The sequence below is a fragment of the Desulfococcus multivorans genome, assembly GCF_001854245.1.
Taxonomy (GTDB): domain Bacteria; phylum Desulfobacterota; class Desulfobacteria; order Desulfobacterales; family Desulfococcaceae; genus Desulfococcus; species Desulfococcus multivorans.
Map to the genome: position 1 here is coordinate 2,628,234 of NZ_CP015381.1, position 21,839 is coordinate 2,650,072.

21 protein-coding genes are annotated in these 21,839 nt (G+C 57.7%); 7 read left to right on the top strand and 14 right to left on the bottom strand.

Annotated features, from left to right (window positions below; translation table 11 throughout):
* Positions 1 to 235: 235 nt before the first annotated feature.
* The 6 genes from ilvD to dmul_RS11535 all read left to right on the top strand — a co-directional run bounded on the left by ilvD (position 236) and on the right by dmul_RS11535 (position 8,697).
* A complete protein-coding gene (ilvD, locus tag dmul_RS11510; RefSeq protein ID WP_020875157.1) occupies positions 236 to 1,915 on the top strand; it encodes a dihydroxy-acid dehydratase in 1,680 nt (559 codons plus the stop codon).
* 33 nt (positions 1,916 to 1,948) lie between these two features.
* A complete protein-coding gene (gene ilvB, locus dmul_RS11515) occupies positions 1,949 to 3,637 on the top strand; it encodes a biosynthetic-type acetolactate synthase large subunit (protein ID WP_020875158.1) in 1,689 nt (562 codons plus the stop codon).
* 49 nt (positions 3,638 to 3,686) lie between these two features.
* The gene (ilvN, locus tag dmul_RS11520) at positions 3,687 to 4,178 is read left to right on the top strand and encodes an acetolactate synthase small subunit (protein WP_020875159.1); all 492 of its coding nucleotides are present in this window, start codon (positions 3,687 to 3,689) and stop codon (positions 4,176 to 4,178) included.
* Between the two features lie 49 nt (positions 4,179 to 4,227).
* Positions 4,228 to 5,280 carry a ketol-acid reductoisomerase gene (gene ilvC / locus dmul_RS11525; RefSeq protein WP_020875160.1) on the top strand — a complete coding sequence of 351 codons (1,053 nt, stop codon included), beginning with the start codon at positions 4,228 to 4,230 and terminating at the stop codon, positions 5,278 to 5,280.
* A gap of 72 nt (positions 5,281 to 5,352) precedes the next feature.
* Positions 5,353 to 6,939 carry a citramalate synthase gene (gene cimA, locus dmul_RS11530; RefSeq protein WP_020875161.1) on the top strand — a complete coding sequence of 529 codons (1,587 nt, stop codon included), beginning with the start codon at positions 5,353 to 5,355 and terminating at the stop codon, positions 6,937 to 6,939.
* A 216-nt stretch (positions 6,940 to 7,155) separates the two neighbouring features.
* Complete coding sequence (locus dmul_RS11535) at positions 7,156 to 8,697, top strand: 2-isopropylmalate synthase (RefSeq protein WP_020875162.1); 1,542 nt, start codon at positions 7,156 to 7,158, stop codon at positions 8,695 to 8,697.
* Positions 8,698 to 8,815: 118 nt separating this feature from the next.
* Here the strand turns inward: dmul_RS11535 and dmul_RS11540 are convergent, their stop codons facing one another.
* From dmul_RS11540 to sixA, 12 genes are all read right to left on the bottom strand, one after another.
* The gene (locus dmul_RS11540; RefSeq protein ID WP_020875163.1) at positions 8,816 to 9,043 is read right to left on the bottom strand and encodes a DUF2934 domain-containing protein; all 228 of its coding nucleotides are present in this window, start codon (positions 9,041 to 9,043) and stop codon (positions 8,816 to 8,818) included.
* Between the two features lie 223 nt (positions 9,044 to 9,266).
* A complete protein-coding gene (gene amrS / locus dmul_RS11545; RefSeq protein ID WP_020875164.1) occupies positions 9,267 to 10,280 on the bottom strand; it encodes an AmmeMemoRadiSam system radical SAM enzyme in 1,014 nt (337 codons plus the stop codon).
* 142 nt (positions 10,281 to 10,422) lie between these two features.
* Positions 10,423 to 10,803, bottom strand: coding sequence for a carboxymuconolactone decarboxylase family protein (locus tag dmul_RS11550; RefSeq protein ID WP_020875165.1), 381 nt, complete (start codon positions 10,801 to 10,803; stop codon positions 10,423 to 10,425).
* A gap of 94 nt (positions 10,804 to 10,897) precedes the next feature.
* Entirely contained in the window at positions 10,898 to 11,143 is a 246-nt protein-coding gene (locus tag dmul_RS11555; protein ID WP_020875166.1) for an acyl carrier protein, read from the bottom strand.
* Positions 11,140 to 12,369: a dihydrolipoamide acetyltransferase family protein gene (locus dmul_RS11560; RefSeq protein WP_020875167.1), complete on the bottom strand. Its 1,230-nt coding sequence runs from the start codon at positions 12,367 to 12,369 to the stop codon at positions 11,140 to 11,142. Before dmul_RS11560 ends, dmul_RS11555 begins: the two co-directional genes overlap by 4 nt.
* Positions 12,362 to 13,366 carry an alpha-ketoacid dehydrogenase subunit beta gene (locus dmul_RS11565; protein WP_020875168.1) on the bottom strand — a complete coding sequence of 335 codons (1,005 nt, stop codon included), beginning with the start codon at positions 13,364 to 13,366 and terminating at the stop codon, positions 12,362 to 12,364. Before dmul_RS11565 ends, dmul_RS11560 begins: the two co-directional genes overlap by 8 nt.
* Positions 13,363 to 14,370, bottom strand: a complete 1,008-nt coding sequence (gene pdhA, locus dmul_RS11570; RefSeq protein ID WP_020875169.1) for a pyruvate dehydrogenase (acetyl-transferring) E1 component subunit alpha — start codon at positions 14,368 to 14,370, stop codon at positions 13,363 to 13,365. The genes dmul_RS11565 and pdhA overlap by 4 nt, the downstream gene beginning before the upstream one ends.
* On the bottom strand, positions 14,367 to 16,127 hold the full coding sequence (acsA, locus tag dmul_RS11575) for an acetate--CoA ligase (RefSeq protein ID WP_020875170.1): 1,761 nt from the start codon (positions 16,125 to 16,127) through the stop codon (positions 14,367 to 14,369). Before acsA ends, pdhA begins: the two co-directional genes overlap by 4 nt.
* Positions 16,128 to 16,373: 246 nt before the next feature.
* On the bottom strand, positions 16,374 to 16,628 hold the full coding sequence (locus dmul_RS11580; protein ID WP_020875171.1) for a YkvA family protein: 255 nt from the start codon (positions 16,626 to 16,628) through the stop codon (positions 16,374 to 16,376).
* Positions 16,629 to 16,677: 49 nt separating this feature from the next.
* On the bottom strand, positions 16,678 to 17,595 hold the full coding sequence (locus dmul_RS11585; protein ID WP_020875172.1) for a nitroreductase family protein: 918 nt from the start codon (positions 17,593 to 17,595) through the stop codon (positions 16,678 to 16,680).
* A gap of 8 nt (positions 17,596 to 17,603) precedes the next feature.
* On the bottom strand, positions 17,604 to 19,145 hold the full coding sequence (locus dmul_RS11590; RefSeq protein WP_020875173.1) for an MDR family MFS transporter: 1,542 nt from the start codon (positions 19,143 to 19,145) through the stop codon (positions 17,604 to 17,606).
* Between the two features lie 132 nt (positions 19,146 to 19,277).
* A complete protein-coding gene (sixA, locus tag dmul_RS11595) occupies positions 19,278 to 19,742 on the bottom strand; it encodes a phosphohistidine phosphatase SixA (protein WP_020875174.1) in 465 nt (154 codons plus the stop codon).
* 168 nt (positions 19,743 to 19,910) lie between these two features.
* Between sixA and dmul_RS11600 the strand changes: the two genes are divergently transcribed.
* Entirely contained in the window at positions 19,911 to 20,804 is an 894-nt protein-coding gene (locus dmul_RS11600; protein WP_020875175.1) for an MYG1 family protein, read from the top strand.
* 153 nt (positions 20,805 to 20,957) lie between these two features.
* Here the strand turns inward: dmul_RS11600 and dmul_RS11605 are convergent, their stop codons facing one another.
* Both dmul_RS11605 and dmul_RS11610 read right to left on the bottom strand, forming a co-directional pair.
* A complete protein-coding gene (locus dmul_RS11605; protein WP_020875176.1) occupies positions 20,958 to 21,536 on the bottom strand; it encodes a DUF4178 domain-containing protein in 579 nt (192 codons plus the stop codon).
* Positions 21,537 to 21,547: 11 nt separating this feature from the next.
* On the bottom strand, positions 21,548 to 21,733 hold the full coding sequence (locus dmul_RS11610) for a hypothetical protein (protein ID WP_020875177.1): 186 nt from the start codon (positions 21,731 to 21,733) through the stop codon (positions 21,548 to 21,550).
* Positions 21,734 to 21,839: the final 106 nt, after the last annotated feature.

Genomic DNA, 21,839 nt, shown 5'->3' on the forward strand with positions numbered 1-21,839 from the left:
ACAGGGACTTCAAAGCCTGTTACGAGCTATATAATCTATACAAAAGGAATTTCGTTCAGTGTCCAACATCGTCATTATCAGCATTATTATTCTCGTTCTCCTTCTTGGGGTACTCCTTCCCATCGAGGCAGAAAAGGGTTGATAATGGCCTGACGAAAACACAACAGAACACTTCAGAATCCGTTATCAGCCCAGTGCCGATAACGGATTTTTTTTGGAAGAAAGACGGCAACCCATGAAAAGCGACAATGCGAAAAAGGGCCTGGAAAGGGCGCCCCATCGGGCGCTCTTCAAAGCCATGGGCTATACCGATGTCGAGATCGAAAGACCCCTTGTCGGCATCGCCAATTCAGTGAACAGCATCGTTCCCGGCCACATCCATCTCGATAAGATCGTTGAAGCGGTCAAGGCCGGGATCTACATGGCCGGCGGGACGCCCGTGGAATTCGGCGTCATCGGCGTATGCGACGGCATCGCCATGAACCACATCGGCATGAAATACTCGTTGGGAAGCCGGGAACTCATCGCCGATTCCATCGAGGTCATGGCCACGGCCCATGCCCTCGATGCATTGGTGCTGGTGCCTAACTGCGACAAAATCGTTCCGGGAATGCTCATGGCGGCCGCGCGTCTCGATCTTCCTGCGGTGGTGGTCAGCGGCGGTGCCATGCTGGCCGGCCGTCATCCCAGAACCGGTGAAAAAGTGGATCTGATCACCGTTTTCGAATCGGTCGGCGCCGTCAAATCCGGCCGTATGACCGAATCCGAGCTTCTGGAGATCGAGGAGGCAGCCTGCCCCACCTGCGGCTCCTGCTCCGGCATGTTCACGGCCAACTCCATGAACTGCCTTACGGAAGCCATTGGCCTGGGTCTGCCCGGCAACGGCACCATCCCGTCTGTCATGGCCGCCAGGATCCGCCTGGCCAAACAGGCGGGCATGCGGGTGATGACGCTCCTCGAACGGGAGATCACGCCGCGAAAAATCCTGACGGAAAGCGCCTTTCAAAATGCCCTGGCCGTCGACATGGCCCTGGGGTGCTCGACCAACACCGTCCTCCACCTGGCAGCCATCGCCCGGGAGGCGGGGGTGGATATGGATCTGAATCTCATCAACACAGTGAGTCGAAAGACCCCCCATCTCTGTTCCCTCAGCCCCGGCGGAAAGGATCATATCGAAGACCTTAACCGCGCCGGCGGTATTCCCGCCGTCATGAAGGAATTGTCAAAGGTCGGACGAATCCACCTGGACGTCCTCACCGTCACGGGCGAAACGGTCGGCACCAACATCGCCGATGCCGCGGTGTTGGACCGTGAGGTCATCCGTCCGGTGGATGATCCTTACCACGCCGAGGGCGGATTGGCGGTTCTTTTTGGAAATCTGGCCCCCGAAGGATGCGTCGTCAAGCAGTCCGCGGTGCGGGAAGAGATGATGCGCCACGAGGGACCGGCACGCGTGTTCGATTCTGAAGAAGCGGCGTCCGGCGCCATCATGGCCGGAAAGATCCAAAAGGGGGACGTCGTCGTTATTCGATACGAGGGCCCCATGGGGGGTCCGGGCATGCGTGAGATGCTGACCCCAACGTCCACCATCGCCGGCATGGGCCTGGACGCCCATGTCGCCCTGCTGACCGACGGGCGATTTTCCGGCGGCACCCGCGGTGCGTCCATCGGGCACGTTTCGCCGGAGGCCATGGCCGGCGGTCCCATCGCTCTGGTACGGGAGGGAGATGTCATCGCCGTCGACATCCCGGAAAAAACCCTCACTCTGAAGGTATCCGATAAAGTCCTCGCCGCAAGAAAGGCGGAGTGGCGCGCCCCCGATCCCAGGATCACCCGCGGATACATGGCCCGGTACGCGCAGATGGTCTCTTCGGCCAGCCGCGGCGCCGTGGTCGAAAACCCGCGGCGGGTGTGAACCGATGCGTTTTAACCCATCAAGGAGGTTGCTATGAAGTTAACCGGCGCGCAGATCCTGATGAAGGTGCTCAAAGAAGAAGGCGCGGATACGATATTCGGGTATCCGGGCGGCGCGGTCATCGATATCTACGACGAACTCGTCAAAACCGATATCCGCCACATCCTCGTCCGCCATGAGCAGGGCGCGGTGCATGCCGCCGACGGATACGCCCGGGCGAGCGGCAAGGTGGGGGTCTGTCTGGTAACCTCGGGCCCTGGGGCGACCAACACGGTAACCGGCATCGCCTCGGCCTACATGGATTCCATCCCCCTGGTGGTCATCACGGGTCAGGTACCGTCCCACCTGATCGGCAATGATGCCTTTCAGGAGGTGGACATCGTCGGCATCACCCGACCGTGCACAAAGCACAATTACCTGGTGCAAAGCGTCGAGGAACTGGCCCAGGTCATCAAAGAGGCATTCTACATCGCCCGATCCGGCCGACCCGGGCCGGTCCTCGTGGACCTGCCAAAGGATGTCATCAACAGCGTTACCCAGTATCACGCCCCAAAAAAAGTGAAGCTGAGATCCTACAACCCCACCTACAACCCCAACATGAAGCAGCTCCATAAGGTGATCGAACTGGTCAAAATGGCGCGACGCCCCATGATCTTCGCCGGAGGGGGTGTCATCCTGGCCAAGGCCCACAAGGAACTCACCGAATTCGCCCGCAGGGCACAGATTCCCGTCACCACGTCCCTTATGGGTTTGGGGGCCTTCCCGGCCACGGACCCCCTGTGGTTGGGGATGATCGGTATGCACGGCACGTACCGGTCCAACAAGTGCACCGCCGCCTGCGATCTGCTCATCGCCGTCGGCGTCAGGTTCGACGACCGGGTGACCGGCAAGACGGATACTTTTGCCGCCCAGGCCCAGATTGTCCACATCGATATCGACCCCACCTCCATCCGCAAGAACATACCGGTGTCGATCCCGGTGGTGGGAGACTGCAAGATCACCCTCGGCCACATCAACCATCTCCTCAACGACGAGGAGCTGGGTAATCTTTCGGAAAAGCGTAGCGGGTGGTTTGCCCAGATCGCCGGTTGGAAGGCCAAAACACAGTTGGCCTACGAGCAGGGACCGGACATCATCAAGCCTCAGTTCGTGATCGAAGAGCTTTACCGGTTAACCGAAGGCAAAGCCATTGTCACCACCGAGGTCGGCCAGAACCAGATGTGGGCCGCCCAGTATTACCATTTTAACGAACCGGGCCATTTCATCACCTCGGGCGGATTGGGCGTCATGGGGTTCGGCTTGCCTGCGGCCATCGGCGCTCAGGTGGCCTGTCCGGACGAACTGGTTGTGGACGTGGCCGGCGACGGCAGCATACAAATGAACATCCAGGAAATGGCCACGGCGGTTCAATACGGACTCCCCGTCAAAATAGTCATCCTGAACAATGGATACCTGGGGATGGTGCGGCAGTGGCAAGAGTTGTTCTACAATAAGTGTTACGCCTGCACCTGCATGGAACACGCGCCCGATTTCGTCAAATTGGCCGAGGCTTATGGCGCCGTGGGGTTAAGGGCTACCCGGCCCGATGAGGTGGAAAAGGTGCTCTTTCAAGGGCTGTCGGTCAAAAAACCGGTGATTATGGACTTTGTCGTAGAAAAGGAAGAAAGCGTCTACCCGATGGTCCCGGCCGGCAAACCCATCACGGAGATGCTTCTGGTCTGATTGAAGCGACGGATCCCTGGGCATCGATCCCAGGAAGAGGAGTGCTTATATGCTTTCAGAGGAAAAACACGTTTTGTCCATCCTGGTCGATAACCAGCCGGGAGTGCTCTCGCGAATATCCGGTTTGTTTTCAGGCAGGGGGTACAATATCGAAAGCCTCTGCGTGGCCGAAACCACCGATGAAAACGTATCCCGCCTGACCATCGTCACCAAGGGAAATCAGCCGGTCGTCGAACAGGTCAAGAAGCAGCTCAACAAACTGATCAACGTGATCAAGGTCCATGAGCTGACGGGTTCAAGATATGTTCATCGGGAGCTGGCCCTCATCAAAATGAGTGCCAAGGCCGAAAATCGAGCCGAAATCCTGAGAATCGTGGATATTTTCAGGGGAAAGATCGTGGATGTCGGACCGGATCATTACACCATCGAGGTCACCGGCGACGAAGGGAAGCTCGAGGCGATCCTGAGTCTTCTGAAGCCCATCGGCATCAAGGAGGTTGCCCGGACAGGGGCCATCGCACTGTTCCGGGAACCCAAATAACTCTGCATTTCAACATATGCGTTAAGCATCATAAAGGAGAAGCATTCATATGGCAAAGATCGATTTTGGCGGTGTTATGGAAGAGGTGGTCACATCGGAAGAATTTCCCCTGGAAAAGGCCAGGACCATTCTCGAAAACGAAGTCGTAGCGGTGATCGGATACGGGGTCCAGGGGCCGGGTCAGGCCCTCAACCTGCGGGACAACGGTGTTCGGGTCATCGTCGGACAGCGTGAAGGCGGGGCGTCATGGGATCGCGCCGTAGCCGACGGCTTCGTGCCTGGAAAAACCCTTTTCCCCATCGAGGAGGCCGCTCGAAAAGCGACCATCATTCAGTATCTCCTCTCGGACGCCGGTCAGGTGGCCATGTGGCCCAAAATCAAGGCCTGCCTCAACGAAGGGGACGCCCTCTATTTCTCCCATGGGTTCGGGGTGGTCTACAAAGACCAGACCGGGATCGTACCTCCTGAAAACGTGGATGTCATTCTGGCCGCGCCCAAGGGATCCGGCAGGACGGTTCGCACCAATTTCCTCGACGGCAGCGGGATCAACTCCAGTTTCGCCGTTTTCCAGGATTTCACGGGAAGGGCCCGGGAACGATGCCTGGCCATGGGTATTGCCATCGGATCGGGCTACCTGTTCGAGACCACCTTCGAGAGAGAGGTCTACAGCGATCTCACCGGGGAACGGGGCGTCCTGATGGGCTGCCTTGCGGGCGTTATGGAAGCCCAGTACGATCTCCTCCGGCGGCACGGCCACAGCCCCAGCGAGGCATTCAATGAAACCGTGGAGGAATTGACCCAGAGCCTGATCCGACTCGTGGCGGAAAACGGCATGGACTGGATGTTCGCCAATACCAGCACCACGGCCCAACGAGGGGCCTTGGACTGGGCGCCCCGATTTCGCGACGCCGTCATCCCCGTTTTCGACCGACTATATGAAAGCGTCAAAAACGGCGATGAAACCCGGCGGGTACTGGATGTCAACAGTGCCCCGGATTATCGCGAAAAGCTGAACGCCGAGCTCGACGCGATCAGGAAATCGGAGATGTGGCGGGCGGGAAGTGCCGTCCGGGCCCTCCGGCCGGAAAATCGAAAGCAGTAATGTTGACACTTTTCGGCTCGGCAACCTACCGTACCGAAACGGCGCATAGACGCCTCTGAAAGGAGAACCGAGATGGATCCGGTCCTGTTGTACGACACCACACTGAGAGATGGAACCCAGGGAGAAAACATCAATTTCTCGGCCGAGGAAAAGATCAAGATCGCCCAGAGATTGGATGATATCGGGATCCACTACATCGAGGGTGGCTGGCCGGGCTCCAACCCCAGGGATCGCCAGTTTTTCAACCTGGCCAAAACAGTTCGGTTCAACACCGCCCGCCTGGCCGCGTTCGGCTCCACCCGACGCCCGGGAATTCTGCCGGGGGACGACCATAACCTGGCGGCCCTCGTCGAGAGCGAAACACCGGTGGTCACCATCTTCGGAAAGACCTGGGACCACCATGTGAAGCTCATGAGCAACACCCTGGAAGAAAACCTTTCCATGATCGAAGAAACCGTGATCTGGCTCAAACAAAAAGGTCGCGAGGTGTTCTACGATGCCGAGCATTTTTTCGATGGGTATCGAGCCAACCCCGAGTATGCCATGCTGACCCTGAACGCGGCGATTCGGGGGGGCGCCGATGCGCTGATTCTGTGCGACACCAACGGCGGCAATCTGCCCTCATTTATCGCCGATGCCTTTCGCGCGGTCAGATCGGCTGTCGGGCAATCCGGCATCCGTCTGGGCATCCATACCCACAACGACGCCGGCCTGGCCGTGGCCAACAGCATCGAGGCCGTCAACCAGGGCGCCGTAGTGGTCCAGGGAACCATCAACGGTTATGGTGAACGGTGCGGCAACGCCGACCTGATCACCCTCATCCCGATCCTGACCCTCAAAATGGAGCGACCCTGCATCACCCCGGAAAATCTTAAAAAGTTGCGGGGATTGTCGCGGTTCGTCAGCGAGACGGCCAACATCGTCCCTCTCAACTCCCGACCTTTCGTGGGCAAAAGCGCTTTCGCCCACAAAGGCGGCATCCATGTCAGCGCGGTAATGAAGGATCCCACCGCCTACGAACATGTCGACCCGGCCTTGGTGGGCAACAGCCGAACGGTCCTGATCTCGGACCTGTCGGGAAAGAGCAACATCGAATACAAGGCCCGGGAGATGGGTATGGACATCGGCGGAAACGGTTGCGACAGCCGAAAGATCGTTCAGGAAATCAAGAAGCGCGAGCAGGAAGGCTTCCAATTCGATGCCGCCGAAGGTTCCTTCAAGATCCTTCTGGAGAAATTGACCGAGCAGCACAGACCCGCTTTCGAGCTCGAATCCTTCCGGGTTGTCATCGAGAAGGAGAAAGATCGTCCATGCAATTCCCATGCCATCGTCAAGATCTCCGTCGGCTGCAGGGACGAGATTACCGCGGCCGAAGGCAACGGTCCCGTCAGTGCCCTCGACAATGCCCTCAGACGGGCGCTTCACCAGTTCTTCCCCGATGTGGACACCATGCACCTGGTCGACTTCAAGGTAAGGGTTATCGACGGTAACGCCGGTACGGCGGCCAAGGTTCGGGTTTTGATCGAGTCGCGGGATCGGGACAACCTCTGGAGCACCATCGGCGTTTCAGAGGACATCATCGAGGCAAGCTGGCAGGCCCTGGCCGACAGCTTCCAGTATAAACTGGCCAAGCAACAGAATTTACAATGTGTCGAATAAACGGACCCCTATGAAAACCACGCAACCCATTCCGAGAGGCAACAACGCCGCGGGACTCATCCTTGTCCCGCGGCCCATGCTCCATTGAACGGTGGGCAATCCAGCAGGCATTTTTTGACCTGCCGACAAACACGATCTTGAATTTTTCCGCCGGAAATCCGATGGGGGATCATACCACCCGGATGAGGCCGGCTTCCACTCGAAAAGGAGCATATCATGACCGAACGCGTATATATCTTTGATACGACGCTGAGGGACGGCGAACAGTCCCCCGGGGCCAGCATGAACACCGCCGAAAAGCTGCGACTGGCGACCCAGCTGGAGAAACTGGGCGTGGACGTCCTGGAGGCCGGTTTCCCCGCCGCCTCGGAAGGTGATTTCGATGCGGTCTCAAAGATCGCCGCCAAGCTCGAGCGTACACAGGTAGCCGGCTTGTGCCGAACCCACAAGGCCGACATCGACCGGGCGTGGCAAGCGGTGAAGCATGCCGGGAATCCCAAAATCCACACCTTTATCGCGACCTCGGACATCCATCTCAAGTACAAGTTGAAAATGGACCGGGACCAGGTGATCGCCGCCGTCGTGGATGCGGTGAAATACGCAAAATCTCTGACCGATCAGGTGGAATTTTCCGCAGAGGACGCCTCTCGAAGCGACCGGGATTACCTCTGCAAGGTCTTCGGCGCCGCCATAGCTGCCGGGGCCACCGTCGTCAACCTGCCGGACACCGTAGGCTATGCCATTCCCAGCGAATTCGCCGAACTGGCCCGCTACGTCCTGGACCATACCCCCGACATGCACCGGGCCATTTTAAGCGTTCACTGCCACAACGATCTGGGGTTGGCAACGGCCAACACCCTGGCGGCCATCGGGGTTGGCGCCCGCCAGGCGGAGGTGACCGTCAACGGCATCGGCGAGCGGGCCGGCAACACCTCCCTGGAAGAGGTGGTCATGGCCCTCAAGACCCGTAACAACTACCTGCCCGTGACGACGGGGATTCACACTGAACAGATCTATCCCACCAGCCGGCTGGTCAGTATGATCACGGGCATTATCGTTCAGCCCAACAAGGCTATCGTCGGTGCCAATGCGTTTGCCCACGAAGCCGGTATTCATCAGGACGGCATGCTGAAAAACCCCATGACCTACGAAATCATGCAGCCCGAGGCCATCGGCCTCAACGCCAACAAACTGGTGCTGGGCAAGCATTCCGGGCGGCACGCCCTAAGGGATCGGCTGCGCGACATGGGCTATGACCTGTCCGACGAGGAGTTGAACATCGTCTTCACCAAATTCAAGGAACTCGCCGACAAGAAAAAACATATCGTCGACGAGGATCTGGAAGTTGTGGTGACCGAGGGCATTCTGAGGACCACCGAGTACTTCAAACTCGAATATCTGCATGTCTCCGCCGGCACGTCGGTCATGCCGATGGCCAGCGTGGAGCTTTCCATCAACGGCAGGAGGGTTCGGGGGGCGGACTGGGGCAACGGCCCCATCGACTCGGCATACAACACCATCGCCAAGCTGACCGGGACCCATTCGGAGTTGCTGCGGTTTACGGTGTCGGCGCTGAGCGGCGGCACCGACGCCCAGGGCGAGGTGACGGTTCGCCTTCGGGAAAACGGTCTGGTGGCCTTGGGCCGGGGCTCGGATCCCGACATCATCACCGCCAGTGCCAAAGCCTATATCAACGGACTCAACCGCCTGGAATACCTGAAAGCCAACCCGGTGCAGGCCTCCCAGCAGACCATATAGACAGACGCGACACGTATCCGCCTGGAAGATCCGTTTCGACCTCCCAGGCGGTTTAAATGAAATAAATTCAACTTTCGACTTTCACAGGCCGGTGCCGGGAGGATACGGCCCACGCCCCTCAGTCACCCTGACTTTCGGAAGCGAGGGATGCATCGAACTGCTTCTCCGCTTCCAACCAGTCCGTCAATTCGCCGCCGGGAGAAAATCCACGCTGCTCCGCCAGATAGTACGCCGCCAAAGCGATTTTCTGCAGCCGCTCTTCCGCTGACATGGACGGGCTTGCCGCCGTGTCGGCAGAGGCGTTCTGGAGCTCTTCCATTCCGCTGTTTTCCGATTTCTCCGTCATGACATCATCTCCTTTTAAATTGTGATTTCGACGTTGAGGACCGGTTCCGCCGGATAAGGACTCTCGTTCCACACCGGCGGCATCTAAACTTCGTCTTCAGCCTTCAGTCAGCCGATATCGGCTTTCCGATCAACATCGCGAAAATCGAGGTCGGGGTGGGAATCCACAATTCAAACCCCGCCGGGAACAACGCAGTCATTCCGATGCGACACACCGGACGATCTTACTGCCAGAAGCCGTCAACCATGGCGCCGCAGTCAGGACAAGCGCCTGCGACCATACGGTTTCGCCGGACGATAAACCCCCTTCGCTCGATAAGCAGTTGATTGCAGACCGGACAAAAGGTATTTTCCCCCGAATCGCCGGGAAGGTTGCCGGTGTAAACATAGCGCAGCCCCGCCGCGAACCCGATATCCCTGGCGCGGCGGAGGGTCTCCACCGGTGTGGCCGGCCGATCGAGCATCTTGTAGGTGGGGTAGAAGGCGGTCACATGCCATGGGATATCCGCTCCTGTTGAATGCAGGAACCGGGCGATATCATGCAATTCCGCGTCGGAATCATTCAGCCCGGGAATGAGCAATGTCGTCACTTCGACCCAAACCCCCAGCGTCTTCATGCGCACAATGGTATCCAACACCGGCTGGAGCTTCGCCTTGCAGACCTTGCGGTAAAATCCGTCCGAAAAGCTTTTGAGGTCGATGTTGTCTCCATCGATGACGGCGGCCATGGCGGTCGCAGAGGCCTCTGTCATATAACCGTTTGAAACGAAGATGTTGCGCAGTCCTTTTTCACGGGCCAGAAGAGCGGTGTCATAAGCGAACTCCGAGAAAATCGTCGGCTCGGTATAGGTATAAGCGATGGAAGCCGAACGAGTGGCCAAAGCCTGATCGACAACTTGAGCCGGGGTCTGGTTCTCGCCGGGGATGTCGCCGTCGTGAAAGCGCGGCCATTGGGAAATCGTATAGTTCTGGCAGTGTAGGCACCGGAAGTTGCAGCCCACGGTGGCGATCGAATAGGATCTTGTGCCGGGCAAAAAATGAAACAGCGGTTTTTTTTCGATAGGGTCTGCGTTTCCTGAGATCAATCGGCCGTAGACGAGGGAATAAAGGGTGCCGGCACGGTTTTCACGGACCGCGCAAATTCCCCTTTTGCCCGGATCGATGATGCACTCGTGTGCGCAGAGATGACATTGAACCTTGTCATCCTCCAGTTTATGAAAAAATCTGGCTATATGCATGACTGACCTCCCAATGCGCAACGGCGACATCCAGGTCCAATGCCCAGGCGACCCGCTATCTCCATGGCGCATTCAAATGATGTTCGCCTGCAGGGAAGGCCGGATGCCCGGGCATTCAAATGAAAAGCTTCCGGCTGCCGGCTCATTTTTCCCGGTTTTTCGAAGGGGTTGAGGCCTGCTCTGACGATGAAAACTGTTCCAGCGCCTCCATGGCTTTGCATGCATAGACAACCGCCGGGCCGCCGCCCATCATAATAGCAATCCCCAGGGTTTCCAGAATCTCCTGTCTCGTGGCGCCTGTACGAAGGACGTCATGCACATGGAAGGCAATACATCCCTCACACCGGGCTGCGATCCCGATGCCCAAAGCGATGAGTTGTTTTGTTTTGGCATCCAAGGCTCCCGGGAGGGTTGTCGTGCCGTTGAGTTGCGCAAACGCGGACATGGGGCCCCGCAGATCTCTTGCCAATTTGGCGGACAATTTTTGCAGATGCTCATAAACTAGAATATAATCATCCTTCATGTCATGCATCTCCCTTTGCGTAAGGATCGCTCAATCGTTGCCATAATATCTTCGAAAAGCCCATTGGAGGCTGATAATTGACGAAAAGAACGGATCAACTCAAGCGGGATGAGAGATACTGAATGATCTTCGATAAGGTATCGAGTTCACCGTAGTCCGATTCAGGGATGTCCACGCCCAGTTCCTCATGAAGATGAATGAAAAAATTCAAGGCATCAAACGAGTCGATGTCAAGCGCTTTTCGGATGTGTTCGTCCGGTGCCAAAGTGCCTGGGTCTGACTCGGGAGCGATCTGTTTGAGTATCCGGAAGACGATCTCTTCAATTTTATCGTTTTTCATAGCGTCAAAGGCTCCTGAAGATAACGGTTCAAAGCGTCGAGGAACTGGGCACCACGACGGCCGTCCGTGGCGCGGTGGTCCGCCGCCAGGGTAGCCGTGAGTATCGGCCGGACGGTGAGCATACCGCTTTCGGCCCAGGGCTGTTCCATGATCTTCCCGAATCCGATCAGCGCCACCTGGGGCGGGTAAATTACCCCGTACAATGCCTCGACGCCGAGATCGCCTAAACTGGTGACGGTAACGGTAGCCTCCGTCATCTCCGAACTGCGCAATCCACCGGATCGCGCTCGCGTAATAAGATCTCTCAGCGATGCCATGAGCTCGTCCAGGTTTTTCAAGTCCGCATTCAGAATGGCCGGCGTGATCAGTCCCCCCTGCCGCAGCGCAATCGCAAAGCCGATGTTTATGGCCTCCTGAGGCTGATGGCGATCCTCTATCCAGTAGCCGTTGAGCTCCGGAACATCCCCCAGGGCCAGGGCGACCGCTTTGATGAGCGGTACCACCGGCAGGATACGCTCCTTGATGGAGCGTTTCAGGTTGTCCGATTCCAGCCGGCGCAAGGTACGGCTCATGTCAATACGCGTTTGGAGATAATAGTGGGGAATTTCGCGGTTGGAGCGCACCATGGCTTTTGCGATGGCACGACGCATCGCTGCCGCATAATCCTTGACGACCGATTTTTCAACTGCAGAGACTGTTGGCGGTTGTGTGGGTGGCACGGCTTTCGCCGTTGGGACGACCGCCTCGACATCCGCCGCATTGATGATCCCTCCCGGCCCCGTCCCCTTCAGACGGCGCAAATCAATGGCCTGTTCTGCAGCCAACCGGCGTGCATACGGAGAGGCTTTGATGCGCTTGAGCGAAGTTGTCGAAGCCGGCACAAGGGGAACGTCCGATGCCGGCGGTGCTTTCCCTTCTATCTCCGCCCCTGTCGGGGGAGCATCCTCCACAAGGAACTTTTTTTCCTTTGGGAACACGGCGCCCTGACCTGCTTCCGTTCGAATCATGGCCAGGACGGTCCCCACAGGAACCTTCCGGCCCGGCGGAACGAGAATTTCATCGATGACGCCATCTTCGAACACCTCGATTTCGATGGCGGCTTTATCGGTTTCCACGACGGCGATAACATCTCTACGCTTGACGCGGTCCCCGGGCTTCACCAGCCATTCGACGAGGATGCCCTCCTCCATGTCCGATCCCAGACTGGGCATGCGAAATTCAGCCATCGCCTCCCACCATTTTCCTCACGCGGTCCACGATTTTGTCCACCTGCGGCAAAGCCGCTTCTTCAAGATGCTTCGCATACGGTAAGGGCACTTCCGCACTGCAGAGACGCTCGACCGGCGCATCCAGCTCATAAAATGCGCCTTCCATGATGCGTGCGCTGATCTCGGCAGCAAGACTCCCGGTACGCCATCCTTCATCCACGATAAGCGCCCGATGGGTTTTGGCCACGGAATCCAGAAAGGTTTTTTCATCCAGGGGACGCAGCGTACGCAGATCGATCACCTCGGTTTCAATCCCTTCCTTCGACAGAATTTCCGCCGCATCCAACGATTTGAAGAGGCTCGCCGAATAGCTGATGATGGAGACATGCCGTCCCTCACGCCGCACACGAGCCCGGTCGATATCCACCGGTCCGGCATCGACGGAAAGCATTCCCTTCATGTTGTAAAGTCCGCTGTTTTCAAAGATGAGCACGGGGTCCGGATCCTGGAGAGCGGTCCAGAGCATGCCGCGAGCGTCCTCGAGGGTTGCCGGGCTGAGCACCTTTATTCCGGGAATGTGAGCGTACCACCCCTCGAGGGAACGGGAATGCTGTGCCGCCAGCTGCCGCCCGCCGCCCGTTGCCAACCGGATGACGATGGGGACATTGAAAAGTCCGCCGGACATGTGAAGATAGACGGCGGCGTTATTGATGATCTGGTCGGCAGCCAGCAGGCTGAAGTTGACCGTCATGATCTCCACGATAGGACGCATTCCCCCCAGAGCCGCGCCGATGCCCGCTCCAGTGAACCCGGATTCCGACAGAGGGGTATCGCGGATCCTTTCAGGGCCGAATTCCTCGAGCAGCCCCTTGCTCACGGCAAAACAGCCCCCGTATCGGCCGACGTCCTCTCCCATGAGGAAGACCCTGTCGTCTTTTTGCATGGCCTCCCGTATAGCTTCACGCACTGCTTCACGGTACGTGAGCGTTCGCATGGTATCAACACCGTTGGTCATGGCGTCCTCCGTTCCGAATAAACAAAACGGGTCAAGTCTTCGAGAGGCTCCCACGTGCAGGCCTCGGCAAAAGCGACAGCTTCCTTGATCTCCCGAGCGACATCGCGCTCCATCTCCTCCAGATCCGCATCAGTCAGAAGTCCTTCACGCTTGAGCTTCCGGGAAAATGTCTCAATGGGGCAACGCTTTTTCCATTCCTCGACTTCCGCCTTGGTCCGGTAAAGCTCGGCGTCGAACATGGAATGGGCTCGAAAGCGATAGGTACGGCATTCCAGAAAACAAGGTCCATCGCCCGAGCGAACGGCTTGCACCGCTTCTCTCGCAGCCGCCTCCACCGCCAGGACATCCATTCCGTCAACGGCGGAGGAAGGCATGTCGTAGCTTGATGCCTTGCGAGCGAGATCCATGACGGCCTGCGTGTATTTCAGCGCCGTTCCCATGGCATACAGGTTGTTTTCACACACGAACAGCAGCGGTAATCTCCAGAGCGACGCCAGGTTCATGCTTTCGTGGAATTCCCCTTCGGCGACGGCGCCGTCCCCGAAAAAACAGCATGTCACGCGCGGCTTCTGCCGCATCTTGTCGGCCAGAGCCAGGCCAACGGCGATGGGAAGGCCGCCGCCAACAATCGCATTACCCCCATAAAACCGCGTCTTGTCGTCGAACAGATGCATGGAGCCGCCTCTGCCGCGGCTGCAACCTTCCTGTTTTCCGTACATCTCCGCCAGAATACAACCTGCGGAAAGGCCCCGGATCAACGCATGCCCGTGTTCCCGATAGGTGGCCACAACAGCGTCGTCTTGCGTCAACGCCTCCATGACACCGACGGCGACCGCCTCCTCGCCGTCATACAGATGCATAAAGCCCCGAATCTTCATAGCGGTATAAAGCTCGGCGCATTTTTCCTCCATACGCCGGATGCGAATCATGGAACCCAGCAGGTGGAGGGCGTGATCACGATCCAGGGATTCAGCCTTTGTTTTGGTCATGCGTTGGGTTTTCATTCGGTCTTCTCCAGTGTCGACAGGTCGCCTTCGGGCAGACCCAGCTCACGGGCCTTGAGCAACCGCCGCATAATCTTGCCGGCCTTGTTTTTCGGCAGATTGGGCTGGAAATCGATCTCCTTCGGCGCCACGGCCGCCCCCAGCTTTTTGCGGGCAAATCCGATAATCTCCAGGCGAAGCTCCTCGCTGGGATTTATTCCGGTTTTGAGGGCCACGAACGCTTTCACGATTTCCCCGATAAGGGGGTCCGGCTTTCCGATGACGCCCGCTTCTGCCACGGCGGGGTGCTCCATGAGGGTGCTCTCGACTTCAAAGGGGCCCACCATATGGCCGGATGTCTTGATGATGTCGTCGGCACGACCCACAAACCAGAAATAGCCGTCGGCATCGCGCTTCGCCAGGTCTCCCGTCAGATACCAGCCTCCGACAAAACACTTCCGGTAGCGCGCTTCGTCGTGCAGATATCCCCGAAACATGGACGGCCACCCCGGTCGGAGTGCCAGATCACCCTGAGTGTCGGGCTCGTCGACGACCTCGACGGTATCCTTGTCGGTACGACGGACAATGGCAGCCTCGATTCCGGGGAGAGGGCGTCCCATGGAGCCGGGTCGGATCTCCATTGCGGGGAAGTTGGCGATCATGATACCGCCTGTTTCCGTCTGCCACCAGTTGTCGTGAATAGGGAGTCCCATGGCCTTCCGGCCCCAGACGACCCCCTCCGGATTGAGCGGCTCCCCGACGCTGTGAATGACGCGCAGATCATGGAGATCATAGCTTCGGGCCGGTTCGAAATCCAACCGCATGAATCTGCGAATGGCGGTGGGAGCCGTATACCAGACACTCACCTTTTGGGATTCCAGGATATGACACCAACGCTTCGCGTCAAAATCGGCTTCATCGACGATGTTGGTGATGCCGTGAACCCAAGGCGCAATGATGCCGTAGGATGTTCCAGTGACCCATCCGGGGTCCGCCGTGCACCAGAAGATATCGTCCGGGTGAAAATCCATGACGTATTTGCCGGTCATATAGTGGATAAGCACGGCATTATGGACATGGAGAGCCCCCTTGGGCATCCCCGTGGTACCGCTTGTAAAGTGCAGAACCGCTATGTCTTCCGGATCGGTTGGCGGGATTGAAAAGAGGCTGGAGGATTCCGCCATAAGCCTGGGCATCGACAGAAGACCGTTTTCCAGATGGTCTTGCGTATCAACCAGGAGAACATACTTCAATTTGGGCAATGTGTCCCTGATGCGGCTCACCTTCTGTCGGTACTGATGACCGGTGGTCATCAGAACTTTGGCGTCTCCGCGCTTCAGCCGTTGATAGACGGGTTCGGGACCGAACGCGGAAAACAGCGGGCAGAAAACGCCGGCGTTCTTGAGGGTCCCCAGGGCCGCGATGTACAGCTCGGGAATACGGTCGGCCAAAACGAAGACCGTATCCCCCTTTCCAATGCCAAGCCCTTTCAAAATGTTGGCAAAACGGTTGCTCAAGGCTTTCAATTCGCCATAGGTGAAGTCACGCTTCGCCCCGTCACACCCGAGCCATCGCAATGCCACGTGATCGCGAAGGCGACTTTCGGCATGGCGATCGATCGCTTCATGAGCGATGTTGAGTCCTCTTCCATCCGGAAGCCCCTGTAACTCGTCGCGGATGGTATCCCAGGAAAAAGCGGCGCACGTCTGGGAGTAGTCCAGAAGGTTTGGCGTTTTCTTATATGTTTCAGGATGTTTATGGATTGCGGTCCAAAACAAGTTTACACCTCCTCCAATGACGGATAAAGGTTCTGCTCTGCCGGCTGGTTATCTTTTCAACTCTCAACCCGATCCATGATGTTGACTGAAAAAAGGTGTTGTCGGGGGACGGTGAAGCCCGTTGAACATTGCGCTTGAGTCTGATGTTATTTTAATAAAGAAAAAAGTCTCTTTTGCAAATAGGGATAATAACTCAAATGTGTGAGGATAATGCCTATCCCGGATGGGGATTTATACCTATGAGGACTATTCTTTCCGTTTCCTTCGCCGCTCGAGAAACTCGATAAACCCGTACCAGACCGCCAACATGGCCCCGCCTTCATCCAGGTTGCCGATGATCGGGATATTGTCCGGAATCAGCTCGATAATCCCCGATCCGGGATTGAGCATGTATATGCCGCCCAGCAACGCCAGCAGATACACCACCAAAACCGGAACGCCTCGCTGGGACAGGGGCGTTGTCAGAAAATTACGTTCAGTCCTTTCCGATGACTGTTCCATGGGTCGTGCCTCCTCGTGTTGTCGGCAGTGATACGTCCCAAGACGCCGCTCACCGGCCGTCCGCCTGATAAATTCTTAATTCAAAGGCTTTTCTCCCGGCCGTTCGCCGATAGGTTTCGTTCGGATGTCCCAGGGCGATAACCGCATGAACATCCTCCTCCGGTGGAATTCCCAGAAAGCGCCCGATGGCGGGATCCTTTTTCATGGCGACGACGGCAAAACCGATTAGGCAGGTGCCCAGCCCCATGGCATGGGCCGCCAGGAGAATGTTCTGGGTGGCCAGAAGCGCGTCCTCCACGGGACAGGCGGCTCCTGGTTTTGATCCCACCACGATGGCGGCGGCAGCGCCGTGAAAGAGACGGTCGACGCCAAGGTTGCGGTATTCGCGCAAGGCCTCCCGGACCGTGGGGTAATAGTCGCGATAATATCGATGAAGTTCCGGTCGTCCGACAAGTTTCAGCAGGCCTCGAAGCCATCCTTTTTCCGCCGTATGGTTAAGCCGCTCAAAGAATTGCCCCACCCGCTCGCCAAAGGTCCGGACCGCCGTCGGTCCGGGAAGAACGGTAAAGGTCCATTTCTGGCTGTTGGTGCCGGACGGCGCAAGCACGCCCGCCCGGACCAGGTCCGCCAACACAGCCGGATCCACCCGACGCTTTGTATAATTCCGGCATGAACGACGGGATCCCATAAGCCGGATCAATCCGGCCGCGTCGTAACGGCCGTGCGGCAGCCAGGATGCGTCGGGCACGATGGTTCGAAAACGGGTTGCGCCGGCATCCATGGCCGTCACCCGGACGGCTCCCGTCGGACAGGCCGCCTCGCAGTGCCCACAGCCAAGGGAGGTGTCCCCGGTGACTTTGGCCTTTTTTTCTTCCAGAGACAAGGTCCCCGATGGGCAAACCGAAACGCACGCCCCGCAGCCGATACACTTCTTCCGATCGATGATGGTCGTCACTTTGCGATTCATTCCGTTCCTCAATTTCCGGAGTTCACGCAACTGTTACCCGGCAAAAGGAAACTCAACATCAGGCAGGCCCCTGCCGCCGCCAGGGCAATCCAGAAAACCGTAATGACGCCCTGCCCCAGGGACTCGTACAGAAGATACCGGAGTTCCGGAGACAAGAGGGCCTGCACGTCCGGCTTGAAAAAATTCTCATAGTTCCGGCGTATCTGCGCCGACACCGCCGCAGTCAATCCGGCATGGCCGAAGGATTCAGCCAACACGTCGAGTCTGCTGGAAAAATCGGCGGTCATGAGACTGCCGCAGACACCGACCCCGACGGTCCCGCCCAGGGTCCGGGTAAACTGGTGGGACGAGGTCGCCACGCCCAGATGGGCGGGGCCGATACTGTTCTGGACGATCAAAAGCGTCGAAATGGACACGAATCCCATCCCGGCACCTGCAAGGGCAAGGGCCGTGGAACAGGCCGCCAGGGTTGTTGCCGATGAAAACCGTACCATCAGAATACACCCCAGAATCAGGAGAAGCGACCCTGCCAGGGCAAACTGCTTCTCCCCTCCCTGCCGAACCGTCCGGCCGCAGATCAAGGCCCCGACAGACCATCCCAGGCTCAGAAACAGCATGGCCACCCCCAATGCCACCGGCGTGCGTCCCATGGCGCTCTGAACGAAGAGAGGGGTGAAAGCCGAGAGGGAAAACACCGAGAAGCTACTCATCAGAACGGCGGCGTTGCCCGCACTGAAGGCCGGCACCTTGAAAAATTCAATGGGCAACAGGGGTTCGACGGCCCGTTTTTCAACAGCATAGAATCCGCATCCCGATACCGCGGCAAGCATGAAAAGGCCGATGACGTGAGGGGAATCCCAGGGATAGTCCTTTCCGGCAACCAGAAACATGGTGAGAAGAGAGAGGATAGCGGTCGTCATGAGGCAGATGCCCGCATAGTCGATGACGACCTTCGATCGTTTGTCCCGGGTCTCCTTCAGAAATGCGACGATGCCCCACAGGGAGACAAGGCCCAGGGGAATGTTGATGAAAAAGATCCATCGCCAGGAGAAATAAGCGACGATGAAACCGCCGCAGGTCGGGCCCAGAACACTGGCGATCCCCCAGACCAGACTGGCCTGGGACATCATCTTTCCCCGGTCTTCCGGTCGGGAGATGTCTGCGAGGACGATATAAACCAGCGCGAATATTCCCCCGGCTCCGATGCCCTGAACAACCCGAAAAACGGTGAGCTGGGCCATGCTCCGGGAGATGCCGGCGAGGATGGAACCCACAAGGAAAACAATGACTGAAATTCCATACAGAATCCGATTGGGATACAGGTCGGCCAGCTTCCCGAAGACCGGAAGCGCCACGGCGCGGCTCAGCATGTAGGACGAAAAAACCCAGCTGTAGAGGTGCAGCCCCCCCAACTCGGCGACAATGGTGGGCATGGCCGCGCCCATAACCAGGGTGTCGAGGGCGCTCAGAAAAAGGGAGAGGAGCGTGGCGAAGATAATCCAGCGTCGCTCTGTCGACGACAGCGGCGGCATGTGCCCTTCGGTGGTCAAGCCTTTCGCGCCCTCCGGGCCCACCGGAAACAGGCAATCCCTCGGGCCGCAGGGATGCCTGGGGCAATCCCCCGAAAATGGCTGCGTCGGCGAACGCCGGGGGTATGAAGGAGGCCGGTGGTGATCATCCGGTCATCCCACCTGGGGCATCAACGCCCATTTGATGACCCAGTCGCCGGGCGTGTCCGGATGGGTGTCAAGACAGACGATACCGCCGTTTTGAAAACGGAAGATGGGACGCGCCGTGTTGCCGGTGACCAGGCCGGCTGCGAGCTTTTCCATAAACGGCAGGTGTCCCACCAGCATCACGCTGTCGGCCGGGTCCGCCTGAGCCATCCACCCCTCGGGTTCGTCCAGAGGCCCCAGTCCGGGTGCCGGACTCACCCCTTTTCGGGGGTTCAGGTATTCGGCGATAATTTCAGCCGTCTCCAATGCGCGTCGCTTTCCACTGTGAAGGATTCGGGAAACCGTCACACCGTACCCTTGAGCGACCCCGGCGATGCGCCGCACATCAGCCTCACCTTCCGGCGACAGGGGCTGTTCGGGATCTATCGTCCTGGGCAGACTTTTTCCATGCTGAACGAGATAAAGGGGCATGGTCATCCCTCTCTTGTAATTTGTGGCGATTGCCGTTATATTTTTCTGTTTGATTTCACCTTCGGACCCGCGCCTTACGCGAGGGTGCACCTACACCGAGCCATAAAGAACCATAAATTTTGATAGTATGACACTTTGCGGCAAACCTCAACATCAAAAGGAAACCCCATGAGAATCGTGACGCGTCCTGATTTTGACGGCATCGTCTGTGCCGTCCTTCTCTATGATATGGAATCGATCGATCAGCCCATCCGGTGGGTCGAGCCCAATGATCTGCAACAGGGTCGTGTAACCATCCGGAAAGGCGACATCATCGCCAACCTGCCCTACCATCCCAACTGCGCCATGTGGTTCGATCACCATTACACCAACAACCCCGGCACCCCTTTCAAAGGCCTTTACCGAGTGGCGCCGTCGGCGGCCGGCTTGATCCACGAATATTATGGAAAGCGGTTCCCAAGAGATTACGACGAACTCATTCGTCAGACCGATCGGATCGATTCCGCCGATCTGAGCCTCGAGGAGGTGCTCCACCCCGAAAACCACCCTTACATCCTTCTCTCCATGACCGTGTCGGGACGGGATACGTCGGAGGAAAGCTACTGGAACCGCCTCGTCGGGCTGATCCGCCGCAACGACATCCATGCCGTCCTCGCGGATCCGGAGGTGAAACGGCGATGTGATCGCGTTGTAGACATCAACGCGCAATACACCCCTGTTCTGCAAAAACATACCACTCTGGAAGGCCACGTATCGATAACCGATTTCCGGGCGATAGACGAGGTCCCCAACGGGAATCGCTTCCTGGTATACTCCCTCTATCCCGATGCCGTGGTCAGCGTGCGGATTCGATATGACGGTCGGAAGAAAAAGCGGGTAATCATCGGTGTGGGGCACAGCATCTTCAATCGTCACTGCAGGGTTAACGTCGGCCTGTTGCTGGCACGCTTCGGGGGAGGCGGACACCGTGGTGCGGGATCCTGCACCGTATCCGCCGAAGCGGCGGACGCATGTCTCGGTTCCATCATAGAAACCCTCAAACGCAATGAACCCAACGAATGACCGCCGTCGGACGATCGGGATGCCGTCAGCCGTTTTCGCATTGCAAGCGCCGGGAATCCAAAGATGTAATCCTGGCCCCTGGAGAAACGCTTGAAAACCCGGCGGCCGACCGCCGGGTTTTTCGGCACTCCTTGCTTGCCCTGGGGAAGTGCGTTACATCCGCGGTAGAATATTGGTAAACTGATACGCTTCGACCCAGTGGCCCACGGATGCCTCGAAATCCTCCTCATCCCATTGTTGGATGGACAGGAAACACTCCCCGCTTTCATCCTCGTAATCCCACACCAGAAATTCACGGCCGGGACCCTTGCCGTCCTTGAAAAATTTTCCGCCGCCGAATTCATTCAGGTGATAGATCCTGTCCTCGAACTCGATTTCATCCGGTGGATCCTCCTTCTCCAGAATATGATTCCGAACGCCCGCGCCAAGGCGCTTGAAAGGGATGGGGCGGCTGACGCTCCACTCGGTTTCATCGTCGGAAGTCTTCTCGAGATAAAGGGTATCGTCAGCGCTGTTCAGCTGCCACTCATGGGTGAGGTTTCCGCCGTCTCCCCAGTCATAGTAATGATAGGCCGTCACCTCCCATGTTTTCATGTCGTGATCGAGAAGATATCCCACTTTGATATCGGAAAGCGTAAGATCCGTCACCTGAGCAGCCGGACCTTTCGCCGGGGTGCCGACATCCTGTCTCCGATCCTTTTTACGAATGCCGAAAAATTCTCTCCAGCCCATCGTCGCTCCTGCTATTGAAGAATGCCCATCTTCTTTTTCAGTTCCAGCAGATCCGCTGCCGCGGTAGAGCTCTTGCCGCTTTCCAACGCCGTCGTAATCTCGTCGTCGACGGTCTTTTCCGGGGTTGCGAGGTCGCCGTAGGCGATGGCCATTCCCATATCGATCAGATATGCCTTCACCAGATCAAACTTGTTCATAGTTGCCTCCTGAGGTGCCCACCCGAAAATTTCATCCACAATCTAACGCGTAATCAGTGCCGATCAAGATCCGGAACGGAAAAACCGTCTTGGGCTGGAAAAGACT

Coding starts and splice junctions, on each gene's coding strand:
- ilvD (WP_020875157.1), top strand. CDS start 236: ATGAAAAGCGACAATGCGAAAAAGGGCCTGGAAAGGGCGCCCCATCGG.
- ilvB (WP_020875158.1), top strand. CDS start 1,949: ATGAAGTTAACCGGCGCGCAGATCCTGATGAAGGTGCTCAAAGAAGAA.
- ilvN (WP_020875159.1), top strand. CDS start 3,687: ATGCTTTCAGAGGAAAAACACGTTTTGTCCATCCTGGTCGATAACCAG.
- ilvC (WP_020875160.1), top strand. CDS start 4,228: ATGGCAAAGATCGATTTTGGCGGTGTTATGGAAGAGGTGGTCACATCG.
- cimA (WP_020875161.1), top strand. CDS start 5,353: ATGGATCCGGTCCTGTTGTACGACACCACACTGAGAGATGGAACCCAG.
- dmul_RS11535 (WP_020875162.1), top strand. CDS start 7,156: ATGACCGAACGCGTATATATCTTTGATACGACGCTGAGGGACGGCGAA.
- dmul_RS11540 (WP_020875163.1), bottom strand. CDS start 9,043: ATGACGGAGAAATCGGAAAACAGCGGAATGGAAGAGCTCCAGAACGCC.
- amrS (WP_020875164.1), bottom strand. CDS start 10,280: ATGCATATAGCCAGATTTTTTCATAAACTGGAGGATGACAAGGTTCAA.
- dmul_RS11550 (WP_020875165.1), bottom strand. CDS start 10,803: ATGAAGGATGATTATATTCTAGTTTATGAGCATCTGCAAAAATTGTCC.
- dmul_RS11555 (WP_020875166.1), bottom strand. CDS start 11,143: ATGAAAAACGATAAAATTGAAGAGATCGTCTTCCGGATACTCAAACAG.
- dmul_RS11560 (WP_020875167.1), bottom strand. CDS start 12,369: ATGGCTGAATTTCGCATGCCCAGTCTGGGATCGGACATGGAGGAGGGC.
- dmul_RS11565 (WP_020875168.1), bottom strand. CDS start 13,366: ATGACCAACGGTGTTGATACCATGCGAACGCTCACGTACCGTGAAGCA.
- pdhA (WP_020875169.1), bottom strand. CDS start 14,370: ATGAAAACCCAACGCATGACCAAAACAAAGGCTGAATCCCTGGATCGT.
- dmul_RS11580 (WP_020875171.1), bottom strand. CDS start 16,628: ATGGAACAGTCATCGGAAAGGACTGAACGTAATTTTCTGACAACGCCC.
- dmul_RS11585 (WP_020875172.1), bottom strand. CDS start 17,595: ATGAATCGCAAAGTGACGACCATCATCGATCGGAAGAAGTGTATCGGC.
- sixA (WP_020875174.1), bottom strand. CDS start 19,742: ATGCCCCTTTATCTCGTTCAGCATGGAAAAAGTCTGCCCAGGACGATA.
- dmul_RS11600 (WP_020875175.1), top strand. CDS start 19,911: ATGAGAATCGTGACGCGTCCTGATTTTGACGGCATCGTCTGTGCCGTC.
- dmul_RS11605 (WP_020875176.1), bottom strand. CDS start 21,536: ATGGGCTGGAGAGAATTTTTCGGCATTCGTAAAAAGGATCGGAGACAG.
- dmul_RS11610 (WP_020875177.1), bottom strand. CDS start 21,733: ATGAACAAGTTTGATCTGGTGAAGGCATATCTGATCGATATGGGAATG.